Annotated in this window: 24 protein-coding genes; 17 read left to right on the top strand and 7 right to left on the bottom strand. The window is 62.0% G+C overall.

What is annotated here, in order from left to right:
• Positions 1-31: 31 nt before the first annotated feature.
• Both DI606_RS09825 and DI606_RS09820 read left to right on the top strand, forming a co-directional pair.
• Positions 32-985: an alpha/beta fold hydrolase gene (locus DI606_RS09825; RefSeq protein WP_293982251.1), complete on the top strand. Its 954-nt coding sequence runs from the start codon at positions 32-34 to the stop codon at positions 983-985.
• The gene (locus DI606_RS09820; RefSeq protein WP_293982209.1) at positions 982-2,091 is read left to right on the top strand and encodes an FAD-binding oxidoreductase; all 1,110 of its coding nucleotides are present in this window, start codon (positions 982-984) and stop codon (positions 2,089-2,091) included. Before DI606_RS09825 ends, DI606_RS09820 begins: the two co-directional genes overlap by 4 nt.
• Here DI606_RS09820 and DI606_RS09815 read toward each other — a convergent pair.
• Positions 2,088-3,395, bottom strand: a complete 1,308-nt coding sequence (locus tag DI606_RS09815; protein ID WP_293982249.1) for an oligosaccharide flippase family protein — start codon at positions 3,393-3,395, stop codon at positions 2,088-2,090. The genes DI606_RS09820 and DI606_RS09815 overlap by 4 nt on opposite strands.
• Positions 3,396-3,507: 112 nt before the next feature.
• On the opposite strand from DI606_RS09815, the gene DI606_RS09810 reads away from it, so the two are divergent.
• Positions 3,508-4,278: a phosphocholine cytidylyltransferase family protein gene (locus DI606_RS09810; protein ID WP_293982206.1), complete on the top strand. Its 771-nt coding sequence runs from the start codon at positions 3,508-3,510 to the stop codon at positions 4,276-4,278.
• On the opposite strand, the gene DI606_RS09805 is transcribed toward DI606_RS09810, so the two are convergent.
• The 3 genes from DI606_RS09805 to DI606_RS09795 are packed head-to-tail and all read right to left on the bottom strand — an operon-like array spanning position 4,266 to position 6,861.
• Positions 4,266-4,691, bottom strand: a complete 426-nt coding sequence (locus DI606_RS09805) for an HIT family protein (protein WP_293982204.1) — start codon at positions 4,689-4,691, stop codon at positions 4,266-4,268. The genes DI606_RS09810 and DI606_RS09805 overlap by 13 nt on opposite strands.
• A complete protein-coding gene (locus tag DI606_RS09800; protein WP_293982201.1) occupies positions 4,688-5,794 on the bottom strand; it encodes a CDP-alcohol phosphatidyltransferase family protein in 1,107 nt (368 codons plus the stop codon). Before DI606_RS09800 ends, DI606_RS09805 begins: the two co-directional genes overlap by 4 nt.
• Positions 5,791-6,861 carry a glycosyl transferase gene (locus DI606_RS09795; protein WP_293982198.1) on the bottom strand — a complete coding sequence of 357 codons (1,071 nt, stop codon included), beginning with the start codon at positions 6,859-6,861 and terminating at the stop codon, positions 5,791-5,793. Before DI606_RS09795 ends, DI606_RS09800 begins: the two co-directional genes overlap by 4 nt.
• Before the next feature lie 159 nt (positions 6,862-7,020).
• On the opposite strand from DI606_RS09795, the gene DI606_RS09790 reads away from it, so the two are divergent.
• The 8 genes from DI606_RS09790 (at position 7,021) to lpdA (ending at position 17,370) form a co-directional block, all read left to right on the top strand.
• Positions 7,021-7,809, top strand: coding sequence for a succinate dehydrogenase iron-sulfur subunit (locus DI606_RS09790; protein ID WP_293982196.1), 789 nt, complete (start codon positions 7,021-7,023; stop codon positions 7,807-7,809).
• 115 nt (positions 7,810-7,924) lie between these two features.
• Complete coding sequence (locus DI606_RS09785) at positions 7,925-8,269, top strand: PaaI family thioesterase (RefSeq protein ID WP_293982194.1); 345 nt, start codon at positions 7,925-7,927, stop codon at positions 8,267-8,269.
• Complete coding sequence (zapE, locus tag DI606_RS09780) at positions 8,266-9,378, top strand: cell division protein ZapE (RefSeq protein ID WP_293982191.1); 1,113 nt, start codon at positions 8,266-8,268, stop codon at positions 9,376-9,378. The genes DI606_RS09785 and zapE overlap by 4 nt, the downstream gene beginning before the upstream one ends.
• Positions 9,379-9,849: 471 nt before the next feature.
• Positions 9,850-10,812, top strand: coding sequence for a malate dehydrogenase (gene mdh, locus DI606_RS09775; RefSeq protein WP_293982188.1), 963 nt, complete (start codon positions 9,850-9,852; stop codon positions 10,810-10,812).
• A 96-nt stretch (positions 10,813-10,908) separates the two neighbouring features.
• Entirely contained in the window at positions 10,909-11,793 is an 885-nt protein-coding gene (gene sucD, locus DI606_RS09770) for a succinate--CoA ligase subunit alpha (RefSeq protein ID WP_293982185.1), read from the top strand.
• A gap of 89 nt (positions 11,794-11,882) precedes the next feature.
• On the top strand, positions 11,883-14,678 hold the full coding sequence (locus tag DI606_RS09765; RefSeq protein ID WP_293982182.1) for a 2-oxoglutarate dehydrogenase E1 component: 2,796 nt from the start codon (positions 11,883-11,885) through the stop codon (positions 14,676-14,678).
• An 8-nt stretch (positions 14,679-14,686) separates the two neighbouring features.
• Positions 14,687-15,943, top strand: a complete 1,257-nt coding sequence (gene odhB / locus DI606_RS09760; RefSeq protein WP_293982179.1) for a 2-oxoglutarate dehydrogenase complex dihydrolipoyllysine-residue succinyltransferase — start codon at positions 14,687-14,689, stop codon at positions 15,941-15,943.
• Between the two features lie 26 nt (positions 15,944-15,969).
• On the top strand, positions 15,970-17,370 hold the full coding sequence (lpdA, locus tag DI606_RS09755) for a dihydrolipoyl dehydrogenase (protein WP_293982177.1): 1,401 nt from the start codon (positions 15,970-15,972) through the stop codon (positions 17,368-17,370).
• Positions 17,371-17,456: 86 nt separating this feature from the next.
• Here lpdA and DI606_RS09750 read toward each other — a convergent pair whose 3' ends face one another.
• Positions 17,457-17,795 carry a GntR family transcriptional regulator gene (locus DI606_RS09750; RefSeq protein WP_293982174.1) on the bottom strand — a complete coding sequence of 113 codons (339 nt, stop codon included), beginning with the start codon at positions 17,793-17,795 and terminating at the stop codon, positions 17,457-17,459.
• Positions 17,796-17,866: 71 nt separating this feature from the next.
• Positions 17,867-18,445: a nitroreductase gene (locus tag DI606_RS09745; protein ID WP_293982171.1), complete on the bottom strand. Its 579-nt coding sequence runs from the start codon at positions 18,443-18,445 to the stop codon at positions 17,867-17,869.
• A gap of 145 nt (positions 18,446-18,590) precedes the next feature.
• Here DI606_RS09745 and DI606_RS09740 point away from each other — a divergent pair, with 145 nt between their 5' ends.
• Positions 18,591-20,114 carry a peptide MFS transporter gene (locus tag DI606_RS09740; protein ID WP_293982168.1) on the top strand — a complete coding sequence of 508 codons (1,524 nt, stop codon included), beginning with the start codon at positions 18,591-18,593 and terminating at the stop codon, positions 20,112-20,114.
• A 237-nt stretch (positions 20,115-20,351) separates the two neighbouring features.
• Here the strand turns inward: DI606_RS09740 and DI606_RS09735 are convergent, their stop codons facing one another.
• A complete protein-coding gene (locus DI606_RS09735) occupies positions 20,352-20,813 on the bottom strand; it encodes an SH3 domain-containing protein (RefSeq protein WP_293982247.1) in 462 nt (153 codons plus the stop codon).
• A 149-nt stretch (positions 20,814-20,962) separates the two neighbouring features.
• Here DI606_RS09735 and DI606_RS09730 point away from each other — a divergent pair, with 149 nt between their 5' ends.
• The 5 genes from DI606_RS09730 to acnA form a co-directional block, all read left to right on the top strand.
• Positions 20,963-21,976 (top strand): D-glycerate dehydrogenase, encoded by a 1,014-nt coding sequence (locus DI606_RS09730; RefSeq protein ID WP_293982164.1) that lies wholly within the window; start codon positions 20,963-20,965, stop codon positions 21,974-21,976.
• 71 nt (positions 21,977-22,047) lie between these two features.
• Positions 22,048-22,233: a DUF1328 domain-containing protein gene (locus tag DI606_RS09725; protein ID WP_293982161.1), complete on the top strand. Its 186-nt coding sequence runs from the start codon at positions 22,048-22,050 to the stop codon at positions 22,231-22,233.
• Positions 22,234-22,236: 3 nt separating this feature from the next.
• Positions 22,237-22,437: a DUF5818 domain-containing protein gene (locus DI606_RS09720; protein WP_293982159.1), complete on the top strand. Its 201-nt coding sequence runs from the start codon at positions 22,237-22,239 to the stop codon at positions 22,435-22,437.
• A 42-nt stretch (positions 22,438-22,479) separates the two neighbouring features.
• Positions 22,480-24,234 carry a DUF885 family protein gene (locus DI606_RS09715; RefSeq protein WP_293982245.1) on the top strand — a complete coding sequence of 585 codons (1,755 nt, stop codon included), beginning with the start codon at positions 22,480-22,482 and terminating at the stop codon, positions 24,232-24,234.
• A gap of 508 nt (positions 24,235-24,742) precedes the next feature.
• On the top strand, positions 24,743-26,395 hold a 1,653-nt coding region (gene acnA / locus DI606_RS09710; protein ID WP_293982156.1), incomplete at its 3' end, for an aconitate hydratase AcnA.

The following is a 26,395-nucleotide window of genomic DNA, read 5'->3' as shown; positions in this document are numbered from 1 at the left end:
GATGGCTTACCAAACGGTAACCACGGCGCAGATGGATTCGCCCTATTTCCCCACCGCCGCCTTCGACCGTCGCGCCTGGCCCGCAGGCGGCGTGCTGGATTACTGGCATGCGCCGGACGGCTGGCCGATCCGGCGTTACCGACTGGGCAGCGGCGTCCGGGGGAGGATGCTGGTGCTCAACGGCCGGGGCGACATGATTGAGAAATATCTCGAAGTCATCCACCACTGGGCGCAGCAAGGGTGGGCGGTCACCAGCTTCGACTGGCGTGGGCAGGGGGGATCGGGACGGCTGACCGGCGATCCGCTGTGCGGGCATATCGACGATTTCGGTGTCTGGATTGCAGACCTCAAAGCTCTGGCTGCGGAATGGCGGAGCGAGGGGGGCGGGGCTGCGGTCATGCTGGGGCACAGCATGGGCGGACATATGCTGCTGCGCGCCATGGCAGAGGGCTTGCCACCGCCCGACGCTGCAGTTGCGGTCGCACCGATGCTGGGTGTGCATACCGCGCCGCTGCCGCGACGGCTGGCGATCGGCATAGCGCGTACAATGCTGTTGCTCGGGAAGGCAAAGCGGCGGGCGTGGACGCAGAAGGAGGATAGCGTCCGGCTGCGCCGCATCCGTCAGCAGCGGTTGACGCACGACCCTGATCGATATTCCGACGAACTTTGGTGGCGCGATCATAGCCGCGAGATCGCGCTGGGCCCGCCCAGTTGGGCGTGGGTGGAGCAGGCTTTGCGCTCTACGCGCGATCTGGCGGAGGGGCAGGCGATCACCCGGATCGCGACGCCGCTGCTGATACTGGCGGCGGAGGTGGACCGGCTGGTATCGACCCCCGCCGTTCGCCGTGCCGCCGGTCGCATTCCGGGCGCCCGGCTGCACGTTTATGGGCGTGAGGCGGCGCACGAAATCCTGCGCGAAAGCGATCCGGTTCGCCTGGACGCCCTGGCGCGGATCGACGCCTTCCTGAATGAGGCCGCGCCTTGACGCGAGCCGATATCGTGATCGTAGGCGCCGGCATGGCGGGGGCCAGCCTGGGCGCGGCATTGGCAGGTGACGCCCGCGTCATCCTCCTCGAAATGGAGGAGATTGCGGGCTATCACGCCACCGGGCGATCGGTGGCGTTCTGGGAGGAAACCTATGGCGGCCCTGCCGTCCAGCCGCTCACAACCGCGTCGGGACCTCTGCTGGCTGCGCCCGATCCCGATTTTCATGAAAGCAGTTTCCTCTCGCCCCGCCGGACCCTGCATATAGGCCGTGCGGGGGACGCGTCGGCGCGCGACGCCTTGCTGGCGCGATTTGCGGGACGGGTCGAATTGACGCCGCTCGATCCTCATCCGCTGGTGCCGGGGTTGCGGGCCGAATGGACGCTGGGCGTACTGGAGCCAAGTTGCCGCGACATCGACGTGGCGGCACTGCATCACGCCTATCTGCGACGCTTTCGCCAGCAGGGCGGGGACGTTCGCCTGCGCACGCAGGTGACGGGGGCGCGGCAGGATGGCGACGGCTGGTTGATCGAGACTGCTGAAGGCGTGATCCGTTGCGGCCTGCTGGTCAATGCTGCCGGGGCCTGGGCAGATCGGGTCGCAACGCTCTGCGGCGTGGCGCCCATCGGTATTTCCCCGCTGCGGCGGACGGTCGTGCAACTGCATGTCGCCGATATGCCCGAACGCGACCTGCCGTTGGTCATGGACCTCCATTCGCGCTTTTATTTCAAGCCGGAGGGGCGGCAGCGCGTGTGGCTGACGCCGCATGACGAGGAGCCGTCCCCCCCATGCGACGCCGCGCCGGAGGATCTGGCGGTGGCGCAGGCAGTCGCGCGGTTCGAGGAGGCAGTGGATTGGGGAACTGCCACCGTCGAACATAAATGGGCGGGGCTGCGCAGCTTTGCGCCCGACCGTGCGCCGGTTTATGGCCACGACCCGGACGTACCCGGATTCTTCTGGTTCGCGGGGCAGGGGGGCTTCGGTATCCAGACGGCGCCCGCCGCTGCGCTGATCGGCGCTGCGCTGATCGGCGGCAAGGCGATGCCGCCCGCCGTCGCGGGGATCGATCCGGCGCGCTACGCCCCGGCCCGCTTCCGCACCATCTAGCCTTCGCGCAAGGCCCGGCGGCTCGCAATTCCCATCATCGCAAACCCGGCGAGCGACGCCGCGATATTCGCCATTGCCGCACCCTGCGTTCCATATAGCGGCAGCAGCGCGGCTTGCAGTCCCAGCAGCAGCAGCGTCGCAACGATCGAAATGCGCAGCGATAACCCGGCGCGATCCGTCGCCATCAGCAGCGGGCGATAGCTCACCCCCACAAGCTCTATGCAGGCGGCGACTCCCAGCATCAGGAGCAGCGGGTAGGCAGGCATGAACTCTCGCCCGGCAATCAGGCCGAGCAGCGGATGGCCGATGATGAGGATCAGCCCGACGATCACCGCGCCCGCCGCCAGCGCCAGGCGATTGGTGCGTCGGAAAAGGTCGTTCAGCGCTTCCCTGCCGTGGGTCGTCGTGCGCGACAGCTCGACGAAGATGCTGCGCGATAGGAGGCTTGAAATCTTGGTCAGCGAATTGGCGAGCTGGTTGGCGAGGCGGTAGAGGCCTGCGCCCGCCGGTCCCACAAAGCCGCCGACGATCAGCACCGCGACCTGCTGACCGATGGAAGTGAGGCTGGTTTGAAGATTGGTGGCGGTGAGGAACCCGACGATGCCGGGATTTTCCCGGAGGGCGTCGAGCGTCCGGCCCGCGCGCCATCGCCCGACCCGTTTTCCCCCGACCCGAAGCGCCAGATACCAGTAGCTGGCCGCGCAAAGCAGCTCCGCCGCCCCCCAGCCGATCAGGAAGCCGGTCACGTCAGGCATGAAGATCCATGCGACCAGCGCGCCAACCATCCGCCCGACCGGGATCATGGTTTCGGCGAACGCGGCGGAATCGAACCGGTCGAAAAGGCGCAGGACGCCGGTGGGGCTGGATCGGATGGTAATCATCATCACCATGCAGAATAGCCAGACCGGCCAGCCCATGTGCGCGCCCAACCCCAGTGCATCGCCAAATAGCAGAATGATCGCCGCAGCGATCACGCCGCCCGCAAGCGCAGAGGCAAGGTCGATGAGGATGCAAAACCGCAGCAGACGGTTCAGCGCGTCGCCCCGGTCTTCGGCCAGGTGCGGCTGGCCGTAGCGCACGACGATCTGCCAGCTGTCGAAACTCACCAGCGTCTTTATGACGTTGGCGGCGCTCAGCACCAGCGCGAAGCGGCCGAAGTCAACGACCCCCAGCGTGCGCGTAACGATGGCAAGATAGGCCAGGCTCAGCACCGCGCCCACGCCCTTGCCGCCCAGCAGCCAGCCGGTATTTGCCAGGATGCGTGCGAACCCGTCCCCCGCCGCGCCCGGCTTGCGTTTGAACATCACCTGACGAACGGTCCTTGATCTGGGCTGTCGAGCGCGCTTTAGGCGTGCGAGCGGGTGAGTGCAAACATCGCCTTTTTTTCGGCTCAATCGCGCGGTAAAGCCGCGCCCCATGAGCATCACCAAAGCCATCATTCTGTCCGCAGGGCAAGGGTCGCGCCTGTTGCCGCTGACGCGCGACGTGCCCAAATGCATGATCGACTTCAACGGCCGCAGCCTCATCAGCTGGCAGGTGGCGGCGCTGGTCGCGAACGGCGTCACCGACATCGTGGTCGTGACGGGCTTCCGCACCGAGCGGGTCGAGGATCATGCTTTGCAACTGTACCGCGATACGGGCGCGCGGATTCGCACCGTCTTCAATCCCTTTTTCCAGGTCGCCGACAATCTGGGCACTTGCTGGATCGTGCGGGAGGAGATGGACCGCGATTTTCTCATCCTCAATGGCGACACGATCGTGTCGGACGAGATCGTCGGCAGACTGATCGCCGGTGCGCAGGACGCGATCACCGTCACGGTCGATGTGAAGCCCGACGGGGCCTATGACGACGACGACATGAAGGTCAGCCGCGATCCCGATGGGCGGTTGCGCGCCATCGGCAAGCGGCTTCTGCCCCCCGACACCAACGCCGAATCTATCGGAATGCTGGCGTTCACCGGCGAAGGTCCGGCGATTTTCCGCAATCAGATCGACCAGATGATGCGCACGCCCGAGGGCGTGGAGCGATGGTATTTGCGCGCGATCGACATCATCGCGAAGGGGAACCGCGTCGGCACGGTGTCTATCGAAGGTCTTGCCTGGCAGGAGGTCGATTTCCCGCAGGATGTCGATGCCGCTGCGGCGTTGACGGCGCGATGGGTCGCCGAAGGGCGCTACGCGAAGTAGCCCTTCAGCCAGTCGCGCAAGCTGTCCATGTCGCTGTCCAGTTTGACCGCCGAAGAGAGGTCGGGCTGGCCCGGCCATCCCGCGTCCGCAATGGTAAGATCCGCTGCGGTACGATCCCCTTCGTAACGGGGGATGACGTGGAAATGGACATGCGGGTCCACCATCATCAGCATCAGATAGTTGATCTTGTCATAGCTTATGGCCTTGCCCAGAGCGTTTTCGATCGTGCTCGTTACGATCTTGAGTTCGGCATGAGCCGCCGCCGGGAGATCGCCGAACGCTGTCGCGCTGCCCCTGGCCACCAGCACCAGCGATCCCAGGGTCGGCTGGGCCGGGCGCAGCAGGACCAGCCAATGGTCGAATTCGGCAACCAGGGTCTGCGGATATCCGAACTTTTCGATAGTCGCGTTCATGCGCCCGCGCCCTCCGCTTCATCCATCCAACTGACGATCGGGCGGCCCGACCGTTTGACGGCATAGGCCTGCGCCAGTCGGATCGCATGAACGACCAGCGACAGGATGGTCCACCAGGCAAGCGCGATGAGGCCAATGTCCGGGCGACCGAACAGCAGCGCGACGAACAGAATCACCATGTTCGGATTGCGCCGCGCGGTGACGAGGCGGAAATGGCTGTCGAAGGGCCGCCACACATGGATGTCCATGCCGAAATCCTTGAGGAACGCCCCTTCGATCAGCCTTTGCAGCACATAGCCCACGATCACCGCGCCCATGACGAAAATGAAGGTGCTTTCCGGCAGCGCCAGCCCCCAGGCAGCCAGGCCTGTGCCCCAGAAATACCACCAGAAGGGCGGGTGGACGAGATCGACGCCATGGTCGATCACATTGCCCCATTTGGACGAGGTGATGGTGCAGCGGGCGAGTTTGCCGTCCACCGTATCGAGCACCATGAAAATGAAGCCCGACAGGAACCCGGCCCAATACATTCCCTGCGCAAACAGATAGGTCGCGAGGATGCAGAGAGTCACGCCGATGGCCGATACCATGTTCGGTGTCATGCGAAGTTGAGCGGCGATGCGGGTCAGCACCAGCGCGAATTCGGGCCACAGATATTTGGTGAGAAGGTCGGTGACGCCTTTGTACGCGCCGAAATAGCTGCGCCGTTCGATGGCGCGGCGGGTGTCGGGCGTCAGTTCCCGCACCATCGGCTGCTCCAGCTTGCGCAACTGGCGGTTGTAGAGTTTACGCCCGTCCGACAGGTCGATGATGTGCGGCGCGGCGAGAGGGGCGCGGCCCTGTTCGACCTGACCGACAACAGGTTCCTTCCCCCATGTGAAAAGCGTTCCGGGCGTTTCCAGCGCCAGCCGCAACAGCAACGGGTCGAAGGCGTAGGCAAGGTTGAACAGCAATTCGTGTCCGGCAGCCATGACGCTGCCGTTGGCGGCAGCGCTTTCCGCCATCCGCAGATTGCGTTCGGCATTGGGCATGCCCCAGATCGGCGTCGCGTTCCGTCCGATCAAACGAACGGGGCCGAGGCTGGTGGCGAGGGTTTCGGTCATGAATGGGCTTTCGCAAAAGTCTCGATGATGTCGGCCTGCCGTCTCGAAGCGGGAATGGCCGTAACGGCGATCGAATCCCGCATAGCGACCTGTTGCGCGGCCTCATAGACAGGTTGCGCCTGGGATGCACAGGCCAGCGCGGCGGGAAGGTCCTTCAAATCCTCCACGACCCGGCCCAGTCGCCAGTGGGCGAAGGCGTCCGATGTGGCGTCGTGCCGGTCCAGATTGAGGAAGACGCAGGGGCGCGGGTTCAGGAGAAACTCGTAGACCTGGCTCGATACGTCGCCCAGATACAAATCCGCGCTCATCGTATAGCTCATGTCGATCGAATGGCGGCTGCCCATGTCGACCCGGATATGCGGAGCGCTAGGCCGAATCGATGGAATCCGCGCGCCAAGCTTTGTGTGCGGCGCGATGATGACGTTCCACTCCGTCAGCGCTTCCAGCGCCGCCAGCACCCCGGGTCCATGCCTGACCCAGGAGGATAGCTCTGCATCAAAATGGGGATTGTAGAGCAGCGTGGGCCGGTCGTCGGCGAAGAATCGCTGCGGCGGGGCCTTCAACTCGAATTTGGCATAGCCGCCCACGGCGACCGCGCCGGGAACGCACAGACCGCGATCCATCAGTCGTCGCCGATCCTTTTCCCCCGCGACCAGGGTCAGGTCGAAGTCCGCGTGACGCTTGCGATAGCCGCCCTCCCGGTCGCCGGCGCCATGTTTGATGAGGATAAGATAGGCGGCGAAACCGGGAATGCGGCGGAGCCAGGCCGTGCTGATCTCTGTCGTTACGATATAGCGGAAGCGCGCGATCTTTCGATAATTGAGCAGCAATGTCGCAAACCTGGATGGCTGGCGAAACAGCGAATCGTGCGGGGAAAAGGGCGGTCGCCGCAAGCGGACCGGTACCAGCGTGCTGCCGGGATCGTAGCTTGCGACCAGATCGAGGATGGCGTCGGAGGGGGAAAGGATGCTGACTCTATGGCCCGGTCGTTGCGCCAGTTCCAGCGCCGCGGGCAGCCAGTGATAGAGCTGCTGCGCTTCGGCGATGGCAAGAAAGGCGATGTCCATGGAGGCTCCAAAAAGGGGCGCGCGGCGGGCGAATTAGCGGTCGTAACCCGATCCATGCAAGGGGGCGGTCGAATATGATCTATTGTCAGTGCTGGACCTTTGCCTATTTTTTGTTATGCGCACCCCAACGATTTTTGACGGAACGAGGCTGGAACAGCGATGGCCGAATTTTCTCTGCCCAAGAACAGCAAGATCAGCGGCAAGGGCACGACGCACAAAGCACCGGAAGGCGCGACCAATGTCAAATCCTTCAAGGTTTATCGCTACGATCCGGATTCGGGCGAAAATCCACGTTACGACACGTTCGAGATCGATCTCGACAAGTGCGGGCCGATGGTTCTCGACGCGCTGCTGAAGATCAAGAACGAATATGATCCGACGCTGACGTTCCGCCGCTCGTGCCGTGAGGGCATCTGCGGCTCATGTTCGATGAACATGAACGGCAAGAACGGCTTGGCCTGCACGACTGCCATCGAGGAGTGCGGCACCAAGGAAGTGCGCATCACTCCGTTGCCGCACATGGACGTGATCAAGGACCTGGTGCCTGATTTCACTCATTTCTACGCACAGTATAATTCTATCAAGCCCTGGCTACAAACCGTCAGCCCTGCGCCGAGCGGCAAGGAGCGGCTCCAGTCGCCAGCCGACCGCGAGAAGCTCGACGGGCTCTACGAATGCATCCTGTGCGCCTGCTGCTCGACCAGCTGCCCGAGCTACTGGTGGAACAGCGACAAGTTCCTGGGGCCCGCTATTCTGCTTCAGGCCTATCGCTGGCTGGCGGACAGCCGTGACGAATATACCGGCGAGCGTCTCGATGAACTGGAGGATCCCTTCCGCCTCTATCGCTGCCATACCATCATGAACTGCGCGAATGTGTGCCCCAAGGGCCTCAGCCCTGCCAAGGCCATTGCCGAAACCAAGAAGATGATGGTCGAGCGGCAGCTGTAAGTTGACGGACGGCGTTGGTGGCGGAAACCTGCTGAAGGAAGGCAAGTGGGCGGGTTGGGCCGAATGGCCCAATCGGCATCCAAACACTTTCCACGATGCGATCGGTCAAAGTCGCATGCGTATCGCCGGGCCTAACAAGGCCGTGGTGGCGCTGGAAACGCGCGATACGCATCGCAATCGCAACGGTGTCCTGCATGGCGGGTTCCTGGCCGCGTTCGCCGATCATGCCTTTTTTGCCGGTCTGCTCGTCATGGGACATGAAGAGCATATCAACGGCGTCACCATCGACCTTTCTATGCAGTATCTGAATGCCGGAGCGGCTGGACCCGACCTTTGGGCCGAGGTCGAGTTATTGCGGGAAACCGGGCGACTGTTTTTCCTGCGAATGCTGATCTTGCAAGAGGGCAAGCCGGTTGCGGCTTCGACTGCGACGGTGCGCAAGGCACCGGTTTCTCGATGAGCGCCGTCCTTTCCCGCTATGACGCCTTGGTCGAAGGCGGAGAGTTGCGGCCCGACCCGGACCAGCGTGCCGTTGCAGAGAGGCTCGACCGGTTGCAACGGGACCTTGAATCCACGCCTATGCGCGGATCGACATTGTGGAAGCTTTTACGCAAAGCGCCCGAACCGCCGCGCGGCCTCTATATGTGGGGTGGCGTGGGTCGCGGCAAATCGATGCTGATGGACCTGTTCTTCGATTGCGTTCAGGTTCAGCGCAAGAAGCGGGCGCATTTCCACGAGTTCATGCTGGATGTCCACGCCCGGCTCGCGGAGGCCCGCAAGAGCGAGAGCGGCGATCCCATTCCGCCGGTCGTCGAATCGCTGGCGGAGGACGCGCGGCTGCTCTGCTTCGACGAGATGGTGGTGAACAACATGGCGGATGCCGCGATCATGTCGCGGCTGTTCACCGGCTTACTCGACAAACGCGTGACGATCGTCACGACATCCAATCGCGTGCCGGACGATCTTTATAAGGACGGGCTCAACCGGCAGCTCTTCCTGCCGTTTATCGACCTCATCAAGGCGAAACTCGACGTGCTGAGCCTCAACGGGCCAACGGATTACCGGCGCGACAGGCTGGGCGACGCCTTGCTTTGGCATTGCCCCAATGGACCCGACGCGACGAAGGCCCTTTCCGACGCCTTCTTCCGGCTGACCGATTTTTCGGTGGAAGATCGCGCCCGCGTGCCGTCCGAGGATGTTCCCGTGCAGGGTGGTCGGACGCTTCATGTGCCCAAGAGCCTGAAGGGCGTGGCGGTCTTTTCCTTCAAGCGATTGTGCGAAGAGGCGCGGGGCGCGCCCGATTATCTGGCGATCGCGCGGAAATATCACACCGTCATCATCGTCGGCATTCCGGTCCTGAGCCCCGAAAAACGCAATGAGGCGGCGCGTTTCGTCACGCTGATCGATTCGCTCTACGAATATAAGGTCAAGTTGTTGGCTGCCGCCGACGCTGCCCCGGCACGGCTTTATCCCGCAGGGGATGGGGCATTCGAATTCGAACGCACTGTGTCGCGCCTGATGGAAATGCAGTCGGACGATTATTTGGCGCTGGGCCACGGCTCCCGATAACGCGTCCTAGGACGTGCGTGGCGCAGTTTGTGACGAAATCCGGTAGCTTGCCTACTACAAAGGCGAACGATCAAGCGCCCTATCCACATCGCATCGCCGATCCGGCGCTGCATTATCATCTTCCGCTTTAACCCGGTACGATGGCCTGCGTAGGCGTTTCCGCCCGAATTGTATGGCGGTTCGCCGCGGTCCATGGTGTAAAGTCTACCGCATCGAATAGGGCGTTTGGGGCAGCTTTAAGAGGCCGGGCGCCTCCCGAGGAGAAAGGCGCCCGGCAGGGTAGCGCTGCAGGGATGGCCCGCGGCCAGGGTAGGAGCCGGCGAGCAACAGGCTGTTCACACTCTCTAATGCAATTGCGAACTAATTGCAAAGATAATTATGATCCCTAGGATTTCCGAGGTTGAAACCCCCGCACGATGGGCGTAGGCGGGCCGTCATTCCAATAGTCATGACTTGGAGGATGACACGTATATGGCCCGGAAAAAGATCGCGCTGATCGGCGCTGGTAATATCGGCGGCACGCTGGCGCACCTGGCGGCGCTCAAGGGCTTGGGCGACATCGTCCTGTTCGACGTGGCGGAGGGTGTTCCTCAGGGCAAGGCACTCGACCTTAGCCAGTGCGGCCCGGTCGAAGGGTTCGATGCGAAGATCACCGGTTCCAACGACTATGCCGACATTGCAGGCGCTGACGTGATCATCGTCACCGCGGGCGTCGCTCGTAAGCCGGGCATGAGCCGCGACGACCTTCTCGGCATCAACCTCAAGGTTATGAAGGCCGTGGGTGAGGGCATCAAGGCCAACGCTCCCGACGCCTTCGTCATTTGCATCACCAACCCGCTCGACGCGATGGTGTGGGCGCTGCGCGAATTTTCGGGCCTGCCGCACAACAAGGTCGTCGGCATGGCGGGCGTGCTGGACTCGGCGCGGTTCAGCCATTTCATCGCCGAAGAATTCGACGTGTCGGTGAAGGACGTGAACACCTTCGTCCTGGGCGGTCATGGCGACACCATGGTGCCGGTCGTCCAGTATTCGACGGTGTCGGGTATCCCTGTTCCCGACCTGATCGAGCAGGGCCGCTCGACGAAGGAGCGCATCGATGCCATCGTCGCCCGCACTCGTTCGGGCGGCGGCGAGATCGTCGGCCTGCTCAAGACCGGTTCGGCCTATTACGCCCCCGCCACCAGCGGCATCGCCATGGCAGAAGCCTATCTCTACGATCAGAAGCGTTTGCTGCCCTGCGCGGCCTTCGTCGACGGCAAATACGGCCTGGACGGCCTGTATGTCGGTGTCCCAGTCATCATCGGCAAGGACGGCGTCGAGCAGATCGTCGAGATCAAGCTGGACGACGAAGCGAAGGCCAATCTTCAGGTGTCGGTCGATGCGGTCAAGGAACTGCTCGTCGCATGCAAGGGCATCGATTCCTCGCTCTCCTGATCTAATCCTGCACCGTTACGCCTCAGGTAAGTGCGCAGCCTGGGGCGTAACGCTTTTCGACCAAGTGCCACGTCCACGGAAATAAAGGGACAATATATGTCCATTCTGGTGAACAAGAACACCAAGGTCATCACCCAGGGCATGACCGGTGCCACGGGCACCTTCCATACCGAACAGGCGCTGGCCTATGGCACGCAGATGGTCGGCGGCGTGACGCCGGGCAAGGGCGGTACTACGCATATCGGCCTGCCGATGTTCGATACGGTTGCCGAAGCCAAGAGCAAGACCGGTGCCGACGCATCGGTTATCTACGTACCGCCGCCGTTCGCAGCCGACTCGATCCTGGAAGCGATCGATGCGGAAATCCCTCTGATTGTCTGCATTACCGAGGGCATCCCGGTACTCGACATGGTTCGCGTGAAGCGGGCGCTGTCGGGCAGCAAGTCGCGCCTGATCGGCCCGAACTGCCCCGGCGTGCTGACCCCCGACGAATGCAAGATCGGCATCATGCCCGGTTCGATCTTTTCCAAGGGTTCGGTCGGCGTCGTGTCGCGTTCCGGCACGCTGACCTATGAAGCGGTTTTCCAAACGACCAATGCGGGTCTGGGCCAGACCACGGCTGTCGGCATCGGTGGCGATCCTGTCAACGGTACCAACTTCATCGACGTGCTGGAATTGTTCCTGGCCGACGACGCGACCGAATCGATCATCATGATCGGCGAGATCGGCGGCGACGCGGAAGAACAGGCGGCGCAATTCCTGATCGATGAGGCCAAGAAGGGCCGCAAGAAGCCGATGGCCGGCTTCATCGCCGGTCGCACGGCGCCTCCGGGCCGTCGCATGGGTCATGCCGGCGCGATCGTGTCGGGCGGCAAAGGCGACGCCGAAAGCAAGATCGCGGCGATGGAAGCGGCCGGGATCAAGGTCGCAGCCAGCCCGTCCGAGCTCGGCTCGACGCTGGTCGAGGTCTTGAAGGGGTAAGATAACTCCTACATATAAACGCGGCCGGGCTGCACCCCGGCCGCTTTCTCCCGCTTCCGCGACTGCACGCGGCTCAGATGGGACAGATGATGGGTTACGAGAACCAGGAATTCGAGGTTGAGCGCGGTCCGAGTTGGGCGCGTGACAATTGGCCGCTGACGGACACGGACGATCTGACCGGGGCGCTTGACCCCACTCAGATGCAGGTCGCCGTGAAAGCGGCGGCAAAGGGCGCGGGCAAGGCCGTCTCCGATGCCGACGCGGTGGCCGCCGCCGACGACGCGATCCGTGCGCAGATGCTGATCCGGACCTATCGGGTGCGTGGACATCTCGCTGCCAATCTCGATCCGCTGGGCTTGGCGAAGCGGGACATCCCCGCCGATCTGACGCCAGAATATCACGGCCTGACCGACCCCGCCAAGAAGATCTACCTCGGCGGTACCCTGGGTCTGCAATACGGCACCGTCGCGGAAATCGTGTCGATCCTGCGCGCCAATTATTGCGGCAATGTCGGCTTGGAATATATGCATATCGCCGACGTGGAGGAACGCCGCTTCCTTCAGGAGCGGATGGAAGGCAAGGACAAGGAGATCATCTTCACGCCCGAGGGCAAGAAGGCGATCATGGCCAAGGTCATCCAGGCCGAGCAGTATGAGAAGTTCCTGGGCCGCAAATATGTCGGCACCAAGCGCTTTGGGCTCGACGGTGGTGAATCGATGATCCCCGCGCTCGAAGCCGTCATCAAATATGGCGGTCAGTCGGGCGTGCGCGAGATCGTCTTCGGCATGGCCCATCGCGGCCGCCTCAATGTGCTGGCCAATGTGATGGCCAAGGGCTTTCGCGTCATCTTCCACGAATTTTCGGGCGGCACCGCTAATCCCGAAGACGTCGGTGGATCGGGCGACGTGAAATATCACCTCGGCACCTCTACTGATCGCGAGTTCGACGGTGTCAAGGTCCACATGTCGCTGGTTCCCAATCCATCCCACCTCGAAACCGTCGATCCGGTGGTTCTGGGCAAGGTCCGCGCGCAGCAAACGTTCCGCGACGACCTTGGCAAGCATGAGCAGGTGCTTCCCGTTCTGATCCATGGCGACGCTGCCTTCGCAGGGCAGGGTATCGTCTGGGAATGCTTCGGCTTTTCGGGCGTCCCGGGCTACAACACCGGTGGATGTGTCCACTTCGTTGTCAACAACCAGATCGGTTTTACCACCAGCCCGCAATTCTCGCGCGGTTCGCCCTATCCGAGTGACGTTGCAAAGGGCGTCCAGGCGCCGATCCTGCACGTCAACGGCGACGACCCCGAGGCCGTGACCTTCGCATGCAAGCTGGCGATGGAATATCGCCAGACCTTCCATCGCGATGTTGTCATCGACATGTGGTGCTATCGCCGCTTCGGTCATAACGAGGGTGACGAGCCTGGCTTCACGCAGCCGCTGATGTACAAGGAAATCCGTCAGCATCCGCCGGTCAGCGATGTCTACGCCGCTCGTCTTAAGGCCGAAGGCGTGATCGACGATGGCTTTATCGGCCAGACAACCGACAGCTTCGTCGCGCATCTGGAAGAGGAGTTCGAGGCAGCCAAGAGCTACAAGGCCAACAAGGCCGACTGGTTCGCCGGTCGCTGGTCGGGGCTACACAAACCTGCCGACGCCGAAACCGCGCGCCAGAGCGTGGAATCCGCGATCAGCGGCAAGCTGTTCGACAGCCTCGGCAAGACATTGACCACGGTCCCCGAAGGCCTCAACGTTCACAAGACGTTGAAGCGCGTGCTCGACGCGAAGGCGGAGATGTTCAGGACCGGCGAGAATTTCGACTGGGCTACCGGTGAGGCGCTGGCCTTCGGATCGCTGTTGTCGGAAGGTTATGGCGTTCGTCTTTCGGGGCAGGACTCCGGGCGTGGCACCTTTAGTCAGCGTCATGCCGTTTGGACCGATCAGGACAGCGAAAAAAAGTATATCCCGCTCTCGACCGTGCCGCATGGCCGGTTGGAAGTGCTCGATTCGCCCTTGTCCGAATATGGCGTGCTGGGTTTCGAATATGGCTTTGCGCTGGCGGACCCCAAAAGTCTGGTCATCTGGGAAGCGCAGTTCGGCGATTTCGCCAATGGCGCGCAGATCATCTTCGACCAGTATATCGCCTCGTCGGAAACGAAGTGGCTGCGTTCCAACGGTCTCGTCTGCCTGTTGCCGCACGGCTACGAAGGGCAGGGGCCGGAACATAGCTCGGCGCGTCTGGAACGATATCTCCAGCTTTGCGCCGAAGGAAATATCCAGGTCGCCAACATTACAACGCCGGCGAATTATTTCCACGCGCTTCGCCGCCAGATGCTGCGTCCGTTCCGCAAGCCGTTGATCATCATGGCGCCCAAATCGTTGCTGCGACATAAGGGTGCGGTCAGCAAGGCCGAGGATTTTCTGGGCGACACGCAGTTCAAGCGCATCCTGTCCGATCCCAATGGGGCGGCGGACGTGCAGACCAAGCGATTGGTGCTGTGTTCGGGCAAGGTCTTTTACGACCTGTCCGACGCGCGCGATGCGGCAGGCGACAGCGATGTGCAGATCGTCCGCATGGAGCAGATTTATCCGTTCGCGACCGATGCGCTTGCCGCCCGGATCGAACGGATGACCGCGTTGGAAGACGTCGTCTGGTGTCAGGAAGAGCCGCGCAACAACGGCGCGTGGTTCTTTGTGGAACCCTATATCGAGGAAGCGCTGGCGAAGGCCGGCAAGGCCCCGATGCGCGCCCGCTACGCCGGACGCAAGGCCTCTGCCTCGCCCGCCACGGGCCTCGCCTCGCGCCATGTGTCCGAACAGGGGGCACTCGTCGCCGATGCGCTGGGTCACAGCGTTCGTGAAGAAATCCGTCGCCAGAAGAAAGGCTGAACCAGCTCATGGCCACCGAAGTCAAAGTCCCCACGCTGGGCGAATCCGTTACCGAAGCAACCGTAGGCCAGTGGCTCAAGAAGCCGGGTGAGGCTGTGAAGGCCGACGAACCGATTGTCAGCCTCGAAACCGACAAGGTCGCGGTTGACGTGCCTGCGCCCGCTGCAGGCACGATGGGCGATATCGTCGCCAATGAAGGCGACACTGTGCAGGTCGGCGCGCTCCTGGGCTATGTGAACGAAGGCGCGTCCGCCGGTGCTTCGCCCGCTCCATCTGCTGCTCCCGCCGCTCCGGCCGCGCAAGCCGAAGCAGCGGCTCCCGCACCTTCCGCCAGTGCACCAGCGGTCGAGGAAGAGGGCGAAGGCGGCAGCCTGACGCTATCCCCTGCGGTGCGCCGTCTGGTACTGGAGCACGGTCTCGATCCGAGCAAGATCAAGGGCACCGGCAAGGACGGTCGCCTGACCAAGGACGATGTGACGGCTGCCGCCGCTGCGGGAACGGCGAAGGCTGCCGCTTCGGCGTCCGCCGCTGCCCCGGCCGCCGCTGCGCACGCCACCGGTCCGGGGCGCACGCAGGAACGGGTCAAGATGACTCGCCTGCGTCAGACCGTCGCCAAGCGCCTGAAGGAAGCACAGAACAACGCTGCGTTGCTCACGACCTTCAACGATGTCGACATGACCAACGTCATCGAGGCACGTGCCAAATATAAGGACCTATTCGAAAAGAAGCATGGCGTGCGCCTCGGCTTCATGGGATTCTTTACCAAGGCCGTGTGCATGGCGCTGAAGGACATTCCTGGCGTCAACGCGCAGATCGAAGGCGACGAAATCGTCTATAACGATTTTGCCGACATCTCTGTTGCGGTGTCCGCGCCGACGGGCTTGGTCGTTCCGGTCATTCGCAACGCTGAAAGCATGAGCGTCGCGCAGATCGAAAAGACGATCGGCGACTTCGGCAAGAAGGCCAAGGACGGCAAGCTGACGATGGAAGATATGAAGGGCGGCACCTTCACCATCTCCAACGGCGGCGTGTTCGGTTCGCTCATGTCAACGCCGATCATCAATCCGCCCCAGTCGGCGGTGCTGGGCCTCCACCGCATTGAGGACCGTCCGGTCGTCCGCGACGGGCAGGTCGTTGTGCGTCCGATGATGTATCTTGCGCTCAGCTACGATCACCGTCTGATCGACGGCCGCGAGGCGGTTACCTTCCTCGTTGCGGTTAAGAACGCGATCGAGGATCCGACCCGCCTGCTGATCGACCTGTAAGTTCAAGAGCCAGAGGACCAAATACCATGGCTGATTTCAATTATGACGTCCTTGTGATCGGTGCCGGACCGGGCGGTTATGTCGCTGCGATCCGTGCGGCGCAACTCGGCCTTAAGACCGCTTGCGCCGAAAGCCGGGAGACATTGGGCGGCACATGCCTTAACGTCGGGTGCATCCCTTCGAAGGCGATGCTGCACGCGTCTGAATTGTATGACGAAGCGGCCAACGGCACGCTTGCAAAGCTTGGCGTGAAGATCGATTCCATGAGCCTCGATCTGTCGACGATGCAGGGGCAGCGGATCGACGCCGTCAAGGGGCTGACCGGCGGCATCGAGTTCCTGTTCAAGAAGAACAAGGTGACGTGGTTGAAGGGGCTTGCGACCTTCACCGGCGCAAACACGGTCGAAGTGAACGGGGAGAAGGTGACGGCGAAGAATATCGTCATCGCGACCGGCTCCTCCGTCACGCCGCTTCCCGGCGTTGTTGTCGATAATGCGGGCGGCAAGATCGTCGATTCGACGGGCGCTCTCGAACTGAGCGAGGTGCCCGGCCATCTCGTCGTCGTCGGCGGCGGCGTCATTGGGCTGGAACTGGGCAGCGTCTGGCGGCGCCTGGGCGCGAAGGTGACGGTGGTCGAATATCTCGATCAGATCCTGCCCGGGATGGACGGCGAAGTCCGCAAGGAAGCGAACAAGATTTTCAAGAAGCAGGGCTTTGAATATAAGCTCAGCACGAAGGTCACGAGCGCCGAAGTCGCGGGCGATGGCGTCAGGCTGACGGTTGAGCCGGCAGCCGGTGGAGAGGCAGAAACGATCGAGGCGGATGTCGTGCTGGTATCTATCGGTCGCCGCCCGAACACTGAGGGCTTGGGCCTCGACAAGGTCGGACTGGAAGTCAACCAGCGCGGGCAGATAGAGATCGATCATGACTTCGCGACCAAGGCGTCGGGTGTCTGGGCGATCGGCGATGTGGTGCCCGGCCAGATGCTTGCCCACAAGGCCGAGGACGAAGGCATCGCGGTGGCCGAGAATATTGCGGGTCTCACCGGGATCGTGAACCATGATGTGATCCCGTCGGTGGTCTACACCAAGCCTGAAATCGCAGGCGTGGGGCTGACCGAAGAAGCCGCGAAGGAAAAGGGCGCGATCAAGGTCGGCAAATTCCCGATGATGGCGAACAGCCGCGCCAAAACCAACCATGAGCCCGATGGCTTCGTCAAGGTGATCGCGGATGCCGAGACGGACAAGGTGCTGGGGGTGTGGATTATCGCGACGCCGGCGGGGACGATGATCGCGCAAGCTGCGCAGGCCATGGAGTTCGGCGCGTCGAGCGAGGATATCGCTTACACCTGCCACGCGCACCCGACGCATAGCGAAGCGATCAAGGAAGCGGCCATGGCCGTAACCGGCAAGCCGATCCACATGTGATCGGCTTCCGTTCGACGCAAAGCAAAAAGGCCTCCGTTTCCACGGGGGCCTTTTTCGTTGACGTGGTAAGAATGTGCTGCCCGTGTTTAGGCGCTGGCGAGATCGTCCACCCGTATGCCAAGCCGACGCATCTGCGCGGCGACGGGCGGCCATGTGGTTTCAAGGAACCGTTCGCGTTCCGCCTGTCTCAACCGCCGCGTCGCGCCATCGGCGACGAACATGCCGACCCCGCGCTTCACGACGACGATGCCGTCGTCCTGGAAACTCTGATAGGCTTTGGCGACGGTAAGAGGATTGGCTCCTTGGGCTGCCGCAAAAGCGCGGACGGAGGGGAGAAGGTCTCCATCGGAAAATTCGCCATCCAGTATGGACGCGGCGATGATCTCTCGAAGGCGGAGATAGACGGGTTTGGATTCGTCAGCCATAGTGCATCAGTGCCATAATACAGCCATATAGGTCAAGATCATTAATGACGATCAATGTCAGGTCATTGTAACTATATGTCCCAAACAGAAACATTTGAAAAATAATCTGGTCTTGGCCGTTCTTCCTGAGGCCTTCCGGCTGTTCCGATAAAGACGAAACCGGCGATCCGTTCACCCTCTCGTCCAAAAGTGTAGCGAACCGACGCGTTATAAGTCGGCCATCCGGTCAACCATCCTGCGGCAAAGCCGAGCGCGTGGGCCCCGTGCAGCAGATTCATGATGGCCGCACCCGCGGAAAGTTCCTGTTCCCACAGAGGGATCTTACTGCCCATGACGGGTGAGGAAAGAGCGATGACGAGCGTGGGGGCCTGATGTGCGAATTGCTGCATGGACTCCAACTCCAGCCGCCCGGCATCCGGCTTTTCAGCGAGATAAGCGTCCTGAAGCAATTGCGCAAAAGCCTCGCGCTTTTCAGACGGTACGATGACGAATCGCCAGGGCGCAAGTTTGCCATGGTCGGGCGTTCGCAATGCTATTTCCAGTATCTGCCGCAATTGCGCTTCGTCCGGGCCGGGAGCGATCAGATCGCGGGGCTTGCCCGAGCGTCGCGTGCGCAGCAGGGCGAGGGGGGAGGAAAGATCGTTGAACATCGTGGCCAGACATGGCGGGCCACAGGCGTTCGTGCAAGACGGGCCACGGCACTTTTGACAGGGTGCGTCCGCAGCCTCTAGGCTGCCGCATATAAACGGCCTCCAGCATGGCGTGCCGGACAGGGATATTGGCAAGGGACGCCATATGGCATCTTCGGATATGAATGCGGTCGAGGCAGGCAAGACCTGGCTCGGCCATCCGCGCGGGCTTTACCTGCTGTTTTTCGCGGAAATGTGGGAACGATTCTCTTATTACGGGATGCGCGCCATCCTGATTTTCTACCTCACCAAGCATTTTCTTTTCGGTGAGGACAAGGCCTATCTTCTTTATGGGGCCTACACATCGCTGGTCTATATCACCCCGGTAATCGGCGGATATCTGTCGGATCGATTTTTGGGGCCGCGCAAGGCGGTGACGGCTGGGGGCGTGTTCATCGCGATCGGTCATTTTCTGATCGCTGTGACCGAAGGGCCGGGCGGGCAGCAGCCCTTTTACCTCAACGGTTTCTATCTGGCGCTCGCAAGCATCATCGTGGGAACCGGATTCCTCAAGGCGAACGTCTCCGTGCTCGTCGGTGAACTCTACCCGCGTGACGATGCGCGCCGCGACCCCGCTTTCTCGATCTTCTACATGGGGATCAACATGGGGGGGATGCTGGGTCCGATCGTCTGCGGCCTGCTGGGCGAATTGTGGGGGTGGAACTGGGGTTTCGGTGCAGCGGGGGTTGGCATGTTGCTGGGGCTGGCGGGTTTTGTCGGCCTGAAGCCTTGGCTGCTGGGCAAGGGTGAGTCCCCCGCGCCGCAGATGCTGCGTGAACGGACGTCTGCGGGCGTCAGCCGCGAATGGACAATTTATCTGGGCGCGACGCTGGGCGTGTTCGCAATCTGGGGCGTCATCCGCTATGCCGAACTGCTCGGTTATGCGCTGCTGATCTTTTCGGCGCTGACGGTGGGCTACATCCTGTGGCGCAGTTTTGCGACGCTGGGCAAAGTGGAGCGCGACCGCATGTTCGCCGCGCTGTTCCTGATTGCGCTCAATCCGCTGTTCTGGGGTTTGTTCGAGCAGACGGGATCCTCTCTCAACATTTTCACCGATCGCAACGTCGACCGGGTGATATTGGGCTGGAACGTGCCCGCATCGCTGTTCCAGTCCGTCAATTCGATCTTCATCATCCTGCTGGCACCGATTTTCGCGGTACTTTGGACGGTGCTCGACAAACGGCGGGTGGAGCCTTCGTCGACCGCTAAGTTCGGGATCGGCCTCATCCTGTGCGGCGCTGGCTTTCTGGTGCTCGTCGCGGGCGCGGCAATGGCGGGCCAAGGGCTGACGCCGGTAATCTTCGTCTTCCTGATCTATCTGTTCCACACCATGGCGGAACTGTGCTTCTCACCGGTAGGGCTGTCCGCGATGACACGGCTTTCGGTGTCTTCGATGGTAGGGCTGGTCATGGGAACCTGGTTCCTTGCGATGGCGGCGGGGAATTTCATCGCCGGACTTATCGCACGCGCCACAGGCAGCGGCGAAGCGGGAAATGTGGTTCAGGTTCTCGACGTCTATACGAAAATCGGCTGGTTCTCGGCCATTGTCGGGGCTTTGGTACTGCTGATCTCGCCACGGATCACGCGCATGATGCATCTCGACCGCATCGGAACGGAGGACAACGCATAGAAGGGGGGCAGGAGCAGGCCAGCATGGCTGCCAACGATGATTGGGCTGGCAAGCGTAGCGAGCCGCTGGGCACGGCGACTCATTGCGGTAGCGTGTGTCGGTTCACCAAGTGGGCGCCATGGTACCGCTGGCCTTGGTTGGGGGCAGGCGCCGCCGATCCGGCCGAAGGGCCGCTGCACAAGGCTTACGGCGCTAACCAAAAAAAAGGGAGCGATATCGTTTCCTGCTCTTATGGCGTCACTGCCCGGTGGGGCCCCAGATGTCGCTTGCCTTTACGAAGCCGCGCTGCCCCTTCACATCGAAAGCGCACCAGCCGCCCGAACAATCGCCAAGGCGCCCGACGACGCCGCGTTCAGCGCGGAAAAGCGTCCGCGACTGATCACGTGCGGCTTCGTGCATCGCTGCATTCTGAACGCGCACGATGGCGGTCGGCGTATCGCTGAGCAGGCGGACGTGCATCCAGCCTTGGGCTCCGTCCGGATCCTCGACCTTGCGCCAAAGGCCCAGAACCTGCACCACCTTCACGGGCAGGTCGCGGCGGCGATATACCCAGTTGGACGGGTAATCGAGACTCGGTCCCACCCGCATCCGCGCTTCGTCATGGGAAAGCGATGCCCAATATGGGGTCGGTTTGGCGGGCGAAGCAAAGGCCGCCGGCGCGCCGGGCAGCGCCGCCAGAAGGCTTGCTATCAGGCACATGTGCTTGAGCGGAAGCCGGAAAGGTCGTTCGGTCATGTTTCCCCATAGCGCGGCGGGGCAGGGGCCGACAATGTTTCAATCATGTCCCAGGCGGGACCTGACCGTCATATCCGCTTGACCCGCGACCCGCCCCCGCATAGCCGCAATCCATGGCCCAGACCCCGCGCAAGAAACGTCCGCGCCCCGCAAAGCCCCGTGTCGTGGTGACCCGCCGCCTGCCGCCGCAGGTGGAAGCGCGCATGGCGGAACTGTTCGACGCCTGCTTCAATGCCGAAGATGTGGCGATGGACCGCGATGGGCTGGCGCAGGCAATGGCGGATTGCGATGTGCTGGTGCCCACCATCACCGACCAGATCGACGCCGGGCTGATCGAGGGCGCGGGCGAGCGGCTGCAACTGATCGCCAGCTTTGGCAGTGGCGTCGATCATATCGACCTCACCGCCGCGCGCCGTGGCGGGATCATCGTCACCAATACGCCGGGCGTGTTGACCGAAGATACGGCGGACATGACGATGGCGCTGATTCTGTCGGTGCCCCGTCGACTGGCGGAGGGGGAAAAGCTCGTGCGGGCAGGGGAATGGCGCGGCTGGAGCCCATCGGGGATGCTGGGGCACCGGATAGGCGGCAAGCGGCTTGGCATCATCGGCATGGGACGTATCGGCCGCGCCGTGGCCCGTCGCGCCCGCGCCTTCGGCCTATCCATCGCTTATCACAACCGCCATCGCCTGCCTTTCGAGGTCGAGCAGGAGTTGGAGGCGGAATGGCACGGGGATCTGGACGCGCTGCTGATCGGAAGCGACATCGTGTCGATCCACTGTCCGCTCAACAGCGACAGCCGGGCCTTGATCGACGTCCGACGGATCGCCTTGATGCGACCCGATGCCTATCTCATCAACACGTCCCGGGCCGAAGTGACGGACGAGGATGCATTGATTGCCGCATTGGCGGAAGGGCGCATTGCAGGTGCCGGGCTGGATGTTTACACGCATGAGCCTGCGGTCGATCAACGCCTTCTCGCGCTGTCGAACGTGACGCTCCTGCCGCATATGGGATCGGCGACTTTCGAGGGGCGGGATGCGACCGGCGCGCGCGTCATCGCCAACATCCGCACATGGGTGGATGGGCACCGCCCGCCCAACCAGGTCCTGGAGGGATGGGTCTAAAATCGACGACGCCGGAACATCGTGCACGGCGAGCGGTTAGGGAACGAGACCCTCCAACAAAAGGACTTATCATGATCAAGCTAGCGATCATCTCGCTTGTCATCGCAGCCGTGCTGGCCGTGCTGGGCTTCGGCGGTGCTGCGGGCACCTTTGTCGGTATCGCCAAGATCCTGTTCTTTATCGCCCTGGCCGTGTTCGTGCTCTTCCTTGTTTTGGGCATTCTGGCGGGCAAGGGCGTCAAGGACGCCATAGACTGACGAATGGAGATCGGCGCGGGCGTCAATGAAACGGGCAGGTTGCTTCGCGACGACACGGGCTTCCTGCTGCACCGAGACGTCGGAGGCATTTGGCGTCTCATACTACTGCGGGTGCCGGTCGATCATGTAGAAAAGCGGGTGCGGGTGACAGGCTTTTACGCGGGCGACGACATCGTCGAAGCGGAGGGTGTGGCACCCGCCTGACAGCTCTTGTAAAAAGTCGTGAGACGGGCGAACCATGTCCCCATGCTTAAGACCCTACCGCTGCTTCTCGCCGCTGCCGCACACGCACCCACTCCGGTCGTTTCTTCACACGATCGATTGACAGCGGTGATAAGCGACCACTGGGCGTGGTATCTCAAGGAGCATCCGGTAGAAGCAACCATGAGAGGCGTGCGCGATTATGATGATCGTATCGCCGACATATCCCTTGTTGCGCGTGACGCGCAGGTCAAGGCGGAACAGGGGTTCGTTGCTCGGCTGGAAGCTGTCCCGGAAGCGGAGTTGTCCTCCGAAGATCGCGTGAACCGCGACGTTTTATTATGGATGCTGCGCGACGACATTGAAGGTGACAAACATCAGGCGGCGCGCCTCATGCTTTTCACCACTTATTACGGCTGGCATCAGGGATTTTCGGCGATGGCCGACAGCCTGCCCTTTTATAACCGGGCCGACTATGAAAGTTATTTAAAGCGTCTCGCTCTCTATCCCAAGATGAATGGAGATGCCTTGGCGATTACGCGGCAAGCGATTAGGGGCGGCTATGTTCAGCCCTGCTCGGTGCTCCAAAATTATGCTGCCGGGATTAAGGGTATTGTCGACGGAAAGCCCGAAGACACGCGATTTTATGAGCCGTTCAAGCGCCGCCGGCCCCGTGATATCGACGAAGCCGATTGGGCTGCAATGCAGGCGCGCGCCGTTGCGATGATCCACAACGTCGTAACACCGGAATATGGCAAGTGGCACGATCTGTTCGTGAAGGACTATTTGCCCCATTGTCGCAAGAGCGACAGCGCATCCACCTTACCCGGAGGCGCGGCCTGGTATGCGGCTCAGGTCAAAGCGCACACGACCGCTGACCTCACGCCCGACCAGATCCACGCCATCGGCATTGCGGAGGTGGCGCGCATCGGCAAACGCATGGACGACATCGCGATCAAGGCAGGATATCCCAGTCGCGCTGCGTACATCCATCACCTGCGCACCGACCCATCCTATTATGCGAAGACAGCTGAGGAATTACTACGTGTCGCGGCGCGACAGGCGAAGATGATCGACGGCCTGTTGCCTCGCTATTTCGGCACGCTGCCGCGCTTGCCCTATGGCTTAAAAGCAATCCCCGCAGCTGAAGCGGAAGGGACGACGACAGCCTATTACGGACCGGGGTCGCCGGAGAGCGGGATCGCCGGCACTTATTGGGTCAATACGTCCAAGCTGGATCAGCGACCTTTCTGGGAACTCCCTGCGCTGACGGCGCATGAAGCGGTGCCGGGGCATCACAATCAAATCGCGCTCCAACAGGAACTGCCCCTGCCGCCGTTCCGTAAATATCTGGCCGGATTTACGGCCTATGTCGAAGGTTGGGCGCTGTACACAGAATATCTGGGCGAGGAGATGGGGCTATACGATACACCTGAAAAGACGATGGGCCGCCTTTCCTATGAAATGTGGCGAGCCTGTCGCCTAGTCGTGGATACCGGTATCCATGCGAAAGGTTGGGACAAGCAGCGGGCGGTAGCTTTCATGCGCGCAAACAGTGCCCTGTCTGGCGCCAACATCGATGCTGAGGTAAACCGCTATATCAGCTGGCCGGGGCAGGCGTTGGGCTACAAGATCGGTGAAATCAAGATGCGGGAGCTGCGGTCGCGCGCCGAAAAGGAACTTGGTGCAAAGTTCGATCTGCGACGCTTTCATGATGCAGTCCTGTCACAGGGAGCAGTTCCACTGACAGTGCTGGAAGATCAGATAGACGGATGGATAGCCGCTGAAAAAGCGACCTGATCAGGCGGAAATGAGGGGCCCGCGGGAAGCAGGCTTGCGTCCCGTGATCATACTCCATCCCCGATATCCACTGTTGATCGGCAAGGCTGTTTCGCAAATGGCGCATTCCGCCATGATCCGCCCGACGAACCATTGCCGTTCGCCGCAGGCTGGACAGGCGCACGCACTTCCTACGCTATAGGTTTGGATCCGGTGCGGATCGCTTGGCGAAACAGTTGTGGCCGTGGGCGTCATCCGCTGTCATTCCTTTGTTACGCAGCAACAACGCTCGATCGTCACGTTGTTTCCCTGATGATAGCGCTACCTCGGAAGATCGTGCGGATTTGGAAGGCTGCCGGTCGCTTTGCGCATTTGACTCGGCTCCCCCAATCTGTATGGCACCGCAGCATCGGGACATACCTGCTTCGACCAGCGGTTGGGGCGCTCGCCCGCCACCTTGCCCTACAGGCGAGCCTCTGGTGGAAATGCGTCATCCTCTGGCCGAGCCATGCGAGGAGACGCACATCTTATGACCGCCATCGGACAGGACACTCTGGGCACGCGCGACACGTTGAACGTCGCGGGCAAGGACATCGCCTATTATTCGCTCAAGAAGGCGGCCGCCAAGCTGGGCGACGTATCCCGCCTGCCTTTCTCGATGAAGGTGCTTCTCGAAAATCTGCTTCGGTTCGAGGACGGCGTCACCGTCACCACCGATGACATCAAGGCGATTGTCGCCTGGCAGAATGACAAGGGCAAGTCGGAGCGCGAAATCCAGTATCGTCCCGCGCGCGTTCTGATGCAGGATTTCACCGGCGTTCCCTGTGTCGTCGATCTCGCCGCCATGCGCGACGCCATGAACGCGCTGGGCGCAGACGCGGCCAAGATCAATCCGCAGGTTCCTGTCCACCTCGTCATCGACCACTCTGTCATGGTCGACGAATTCGGCACGCCCAAAGCGTTCGAAGACAATGTGGAGCTGGAATATCAGCGCAACATGGAACGCTACGACTTCCTGAAATGGGGAAGCAAGAGCCTCGACAATTTCAAGGTCGTCCCTCCGGGCACCGGCATTTGCCATCAGGTGAACCTGGAGAATATTGCGCAGGCCGTCTGGTCGTCGGTCGACGAAAATGGGACGACGGTCGCCTATCCCGACACGTGCGTCGGCACGGACAGCCATACGACAATGATCAACGGCCTGGGCGTGCTCGGCTGGGGCGTTGGCGGGATCGAGGCGGAAGCCGCCATGCTGGGTCAGCCCGTTTCAATGCTGATCCCCGAAGTCGTGGGCTTCAAGCTGACCGGCGCGCTCAAGGAAGGCATCACCGCCACCGACCTCGTCCTTACCTGCACCCAGATGCTGCGTGCCAAGGGCGTGGTGGGGCGCTTCGTCGAATATTTCGGCCCCGGCCTCGCCAGCCTCAGCCTCGCCGACCGCGCGACGCTGGCCAACATGGCGCCCGAATATGGCGCAACCTGCGGCTTCTTCGGCATCGATGACAAGACGCTCGACTATATGCGCCTGACGGGCCGTAGCGAAGACAATATCGCGCTGGTCGAAGCCTATGCCAAGGAGCAGGGCTTCTGGCTCGATCCGTCGATCGAGCCCATCTTCACCGATGTGCTTGAGCTCGATATGAGCACGGTTGAGCCTTCTCTCGCCGGTCCCAAGCGTCCGCAGGACAAGGTGCTGCTGACGCAGGTCGACGATGTGTTCAATGCCGACCTGGAGAAGGTCTACAAGAAGGCGGCGCCCGCCCGCGTCGCGGTCGAGGGCAAGGATCACGACATCGGCGATGGCGACGTTGTGATCGCGGCGATCACCAGTTGCACCAACACTTCGAACCCCGGTGTCCTCGTTGCCGCCGGCCTCGTCGCCAAGAAGGCTGTGGAAAAGGGGCTGAAGCCCAAGCCTTGGGTCAAGACTTCGCTCGCCCCCGGCAGTCAGGTCGTGACCGACTATCTCGAAAAGGCGGGGCTTCAGTCCTATCTCGACCAGGTCGGCTTCAACCTTGTAGGCTACGGTTGCACCACCTGCATCGGCAACTCCGGTCCGCTGGCCGAACCGATCAGCAAGGCGATCAACGGCAACGATATCGTCGCGGCCTCGGTCCTGTCGGGTAACCGCAACTTCGAAGGGCGCGTGTCGCCCGACGTGCGCGCCAATTTCCTCGCCTCG

The organism is Sphingobium sp. (assembly GCF_003248505.1).
Classification (GTDB): Bacteria; Pseudomonadota; Alphaproteobacteria; order Sphingomonadales; family Sphingomonadaceae; genus Sphingobium.
Note: the sequence above shows the minus strand (reverse complement) of the source record. Positions and strands in the feature narration are given on the sequence as shown.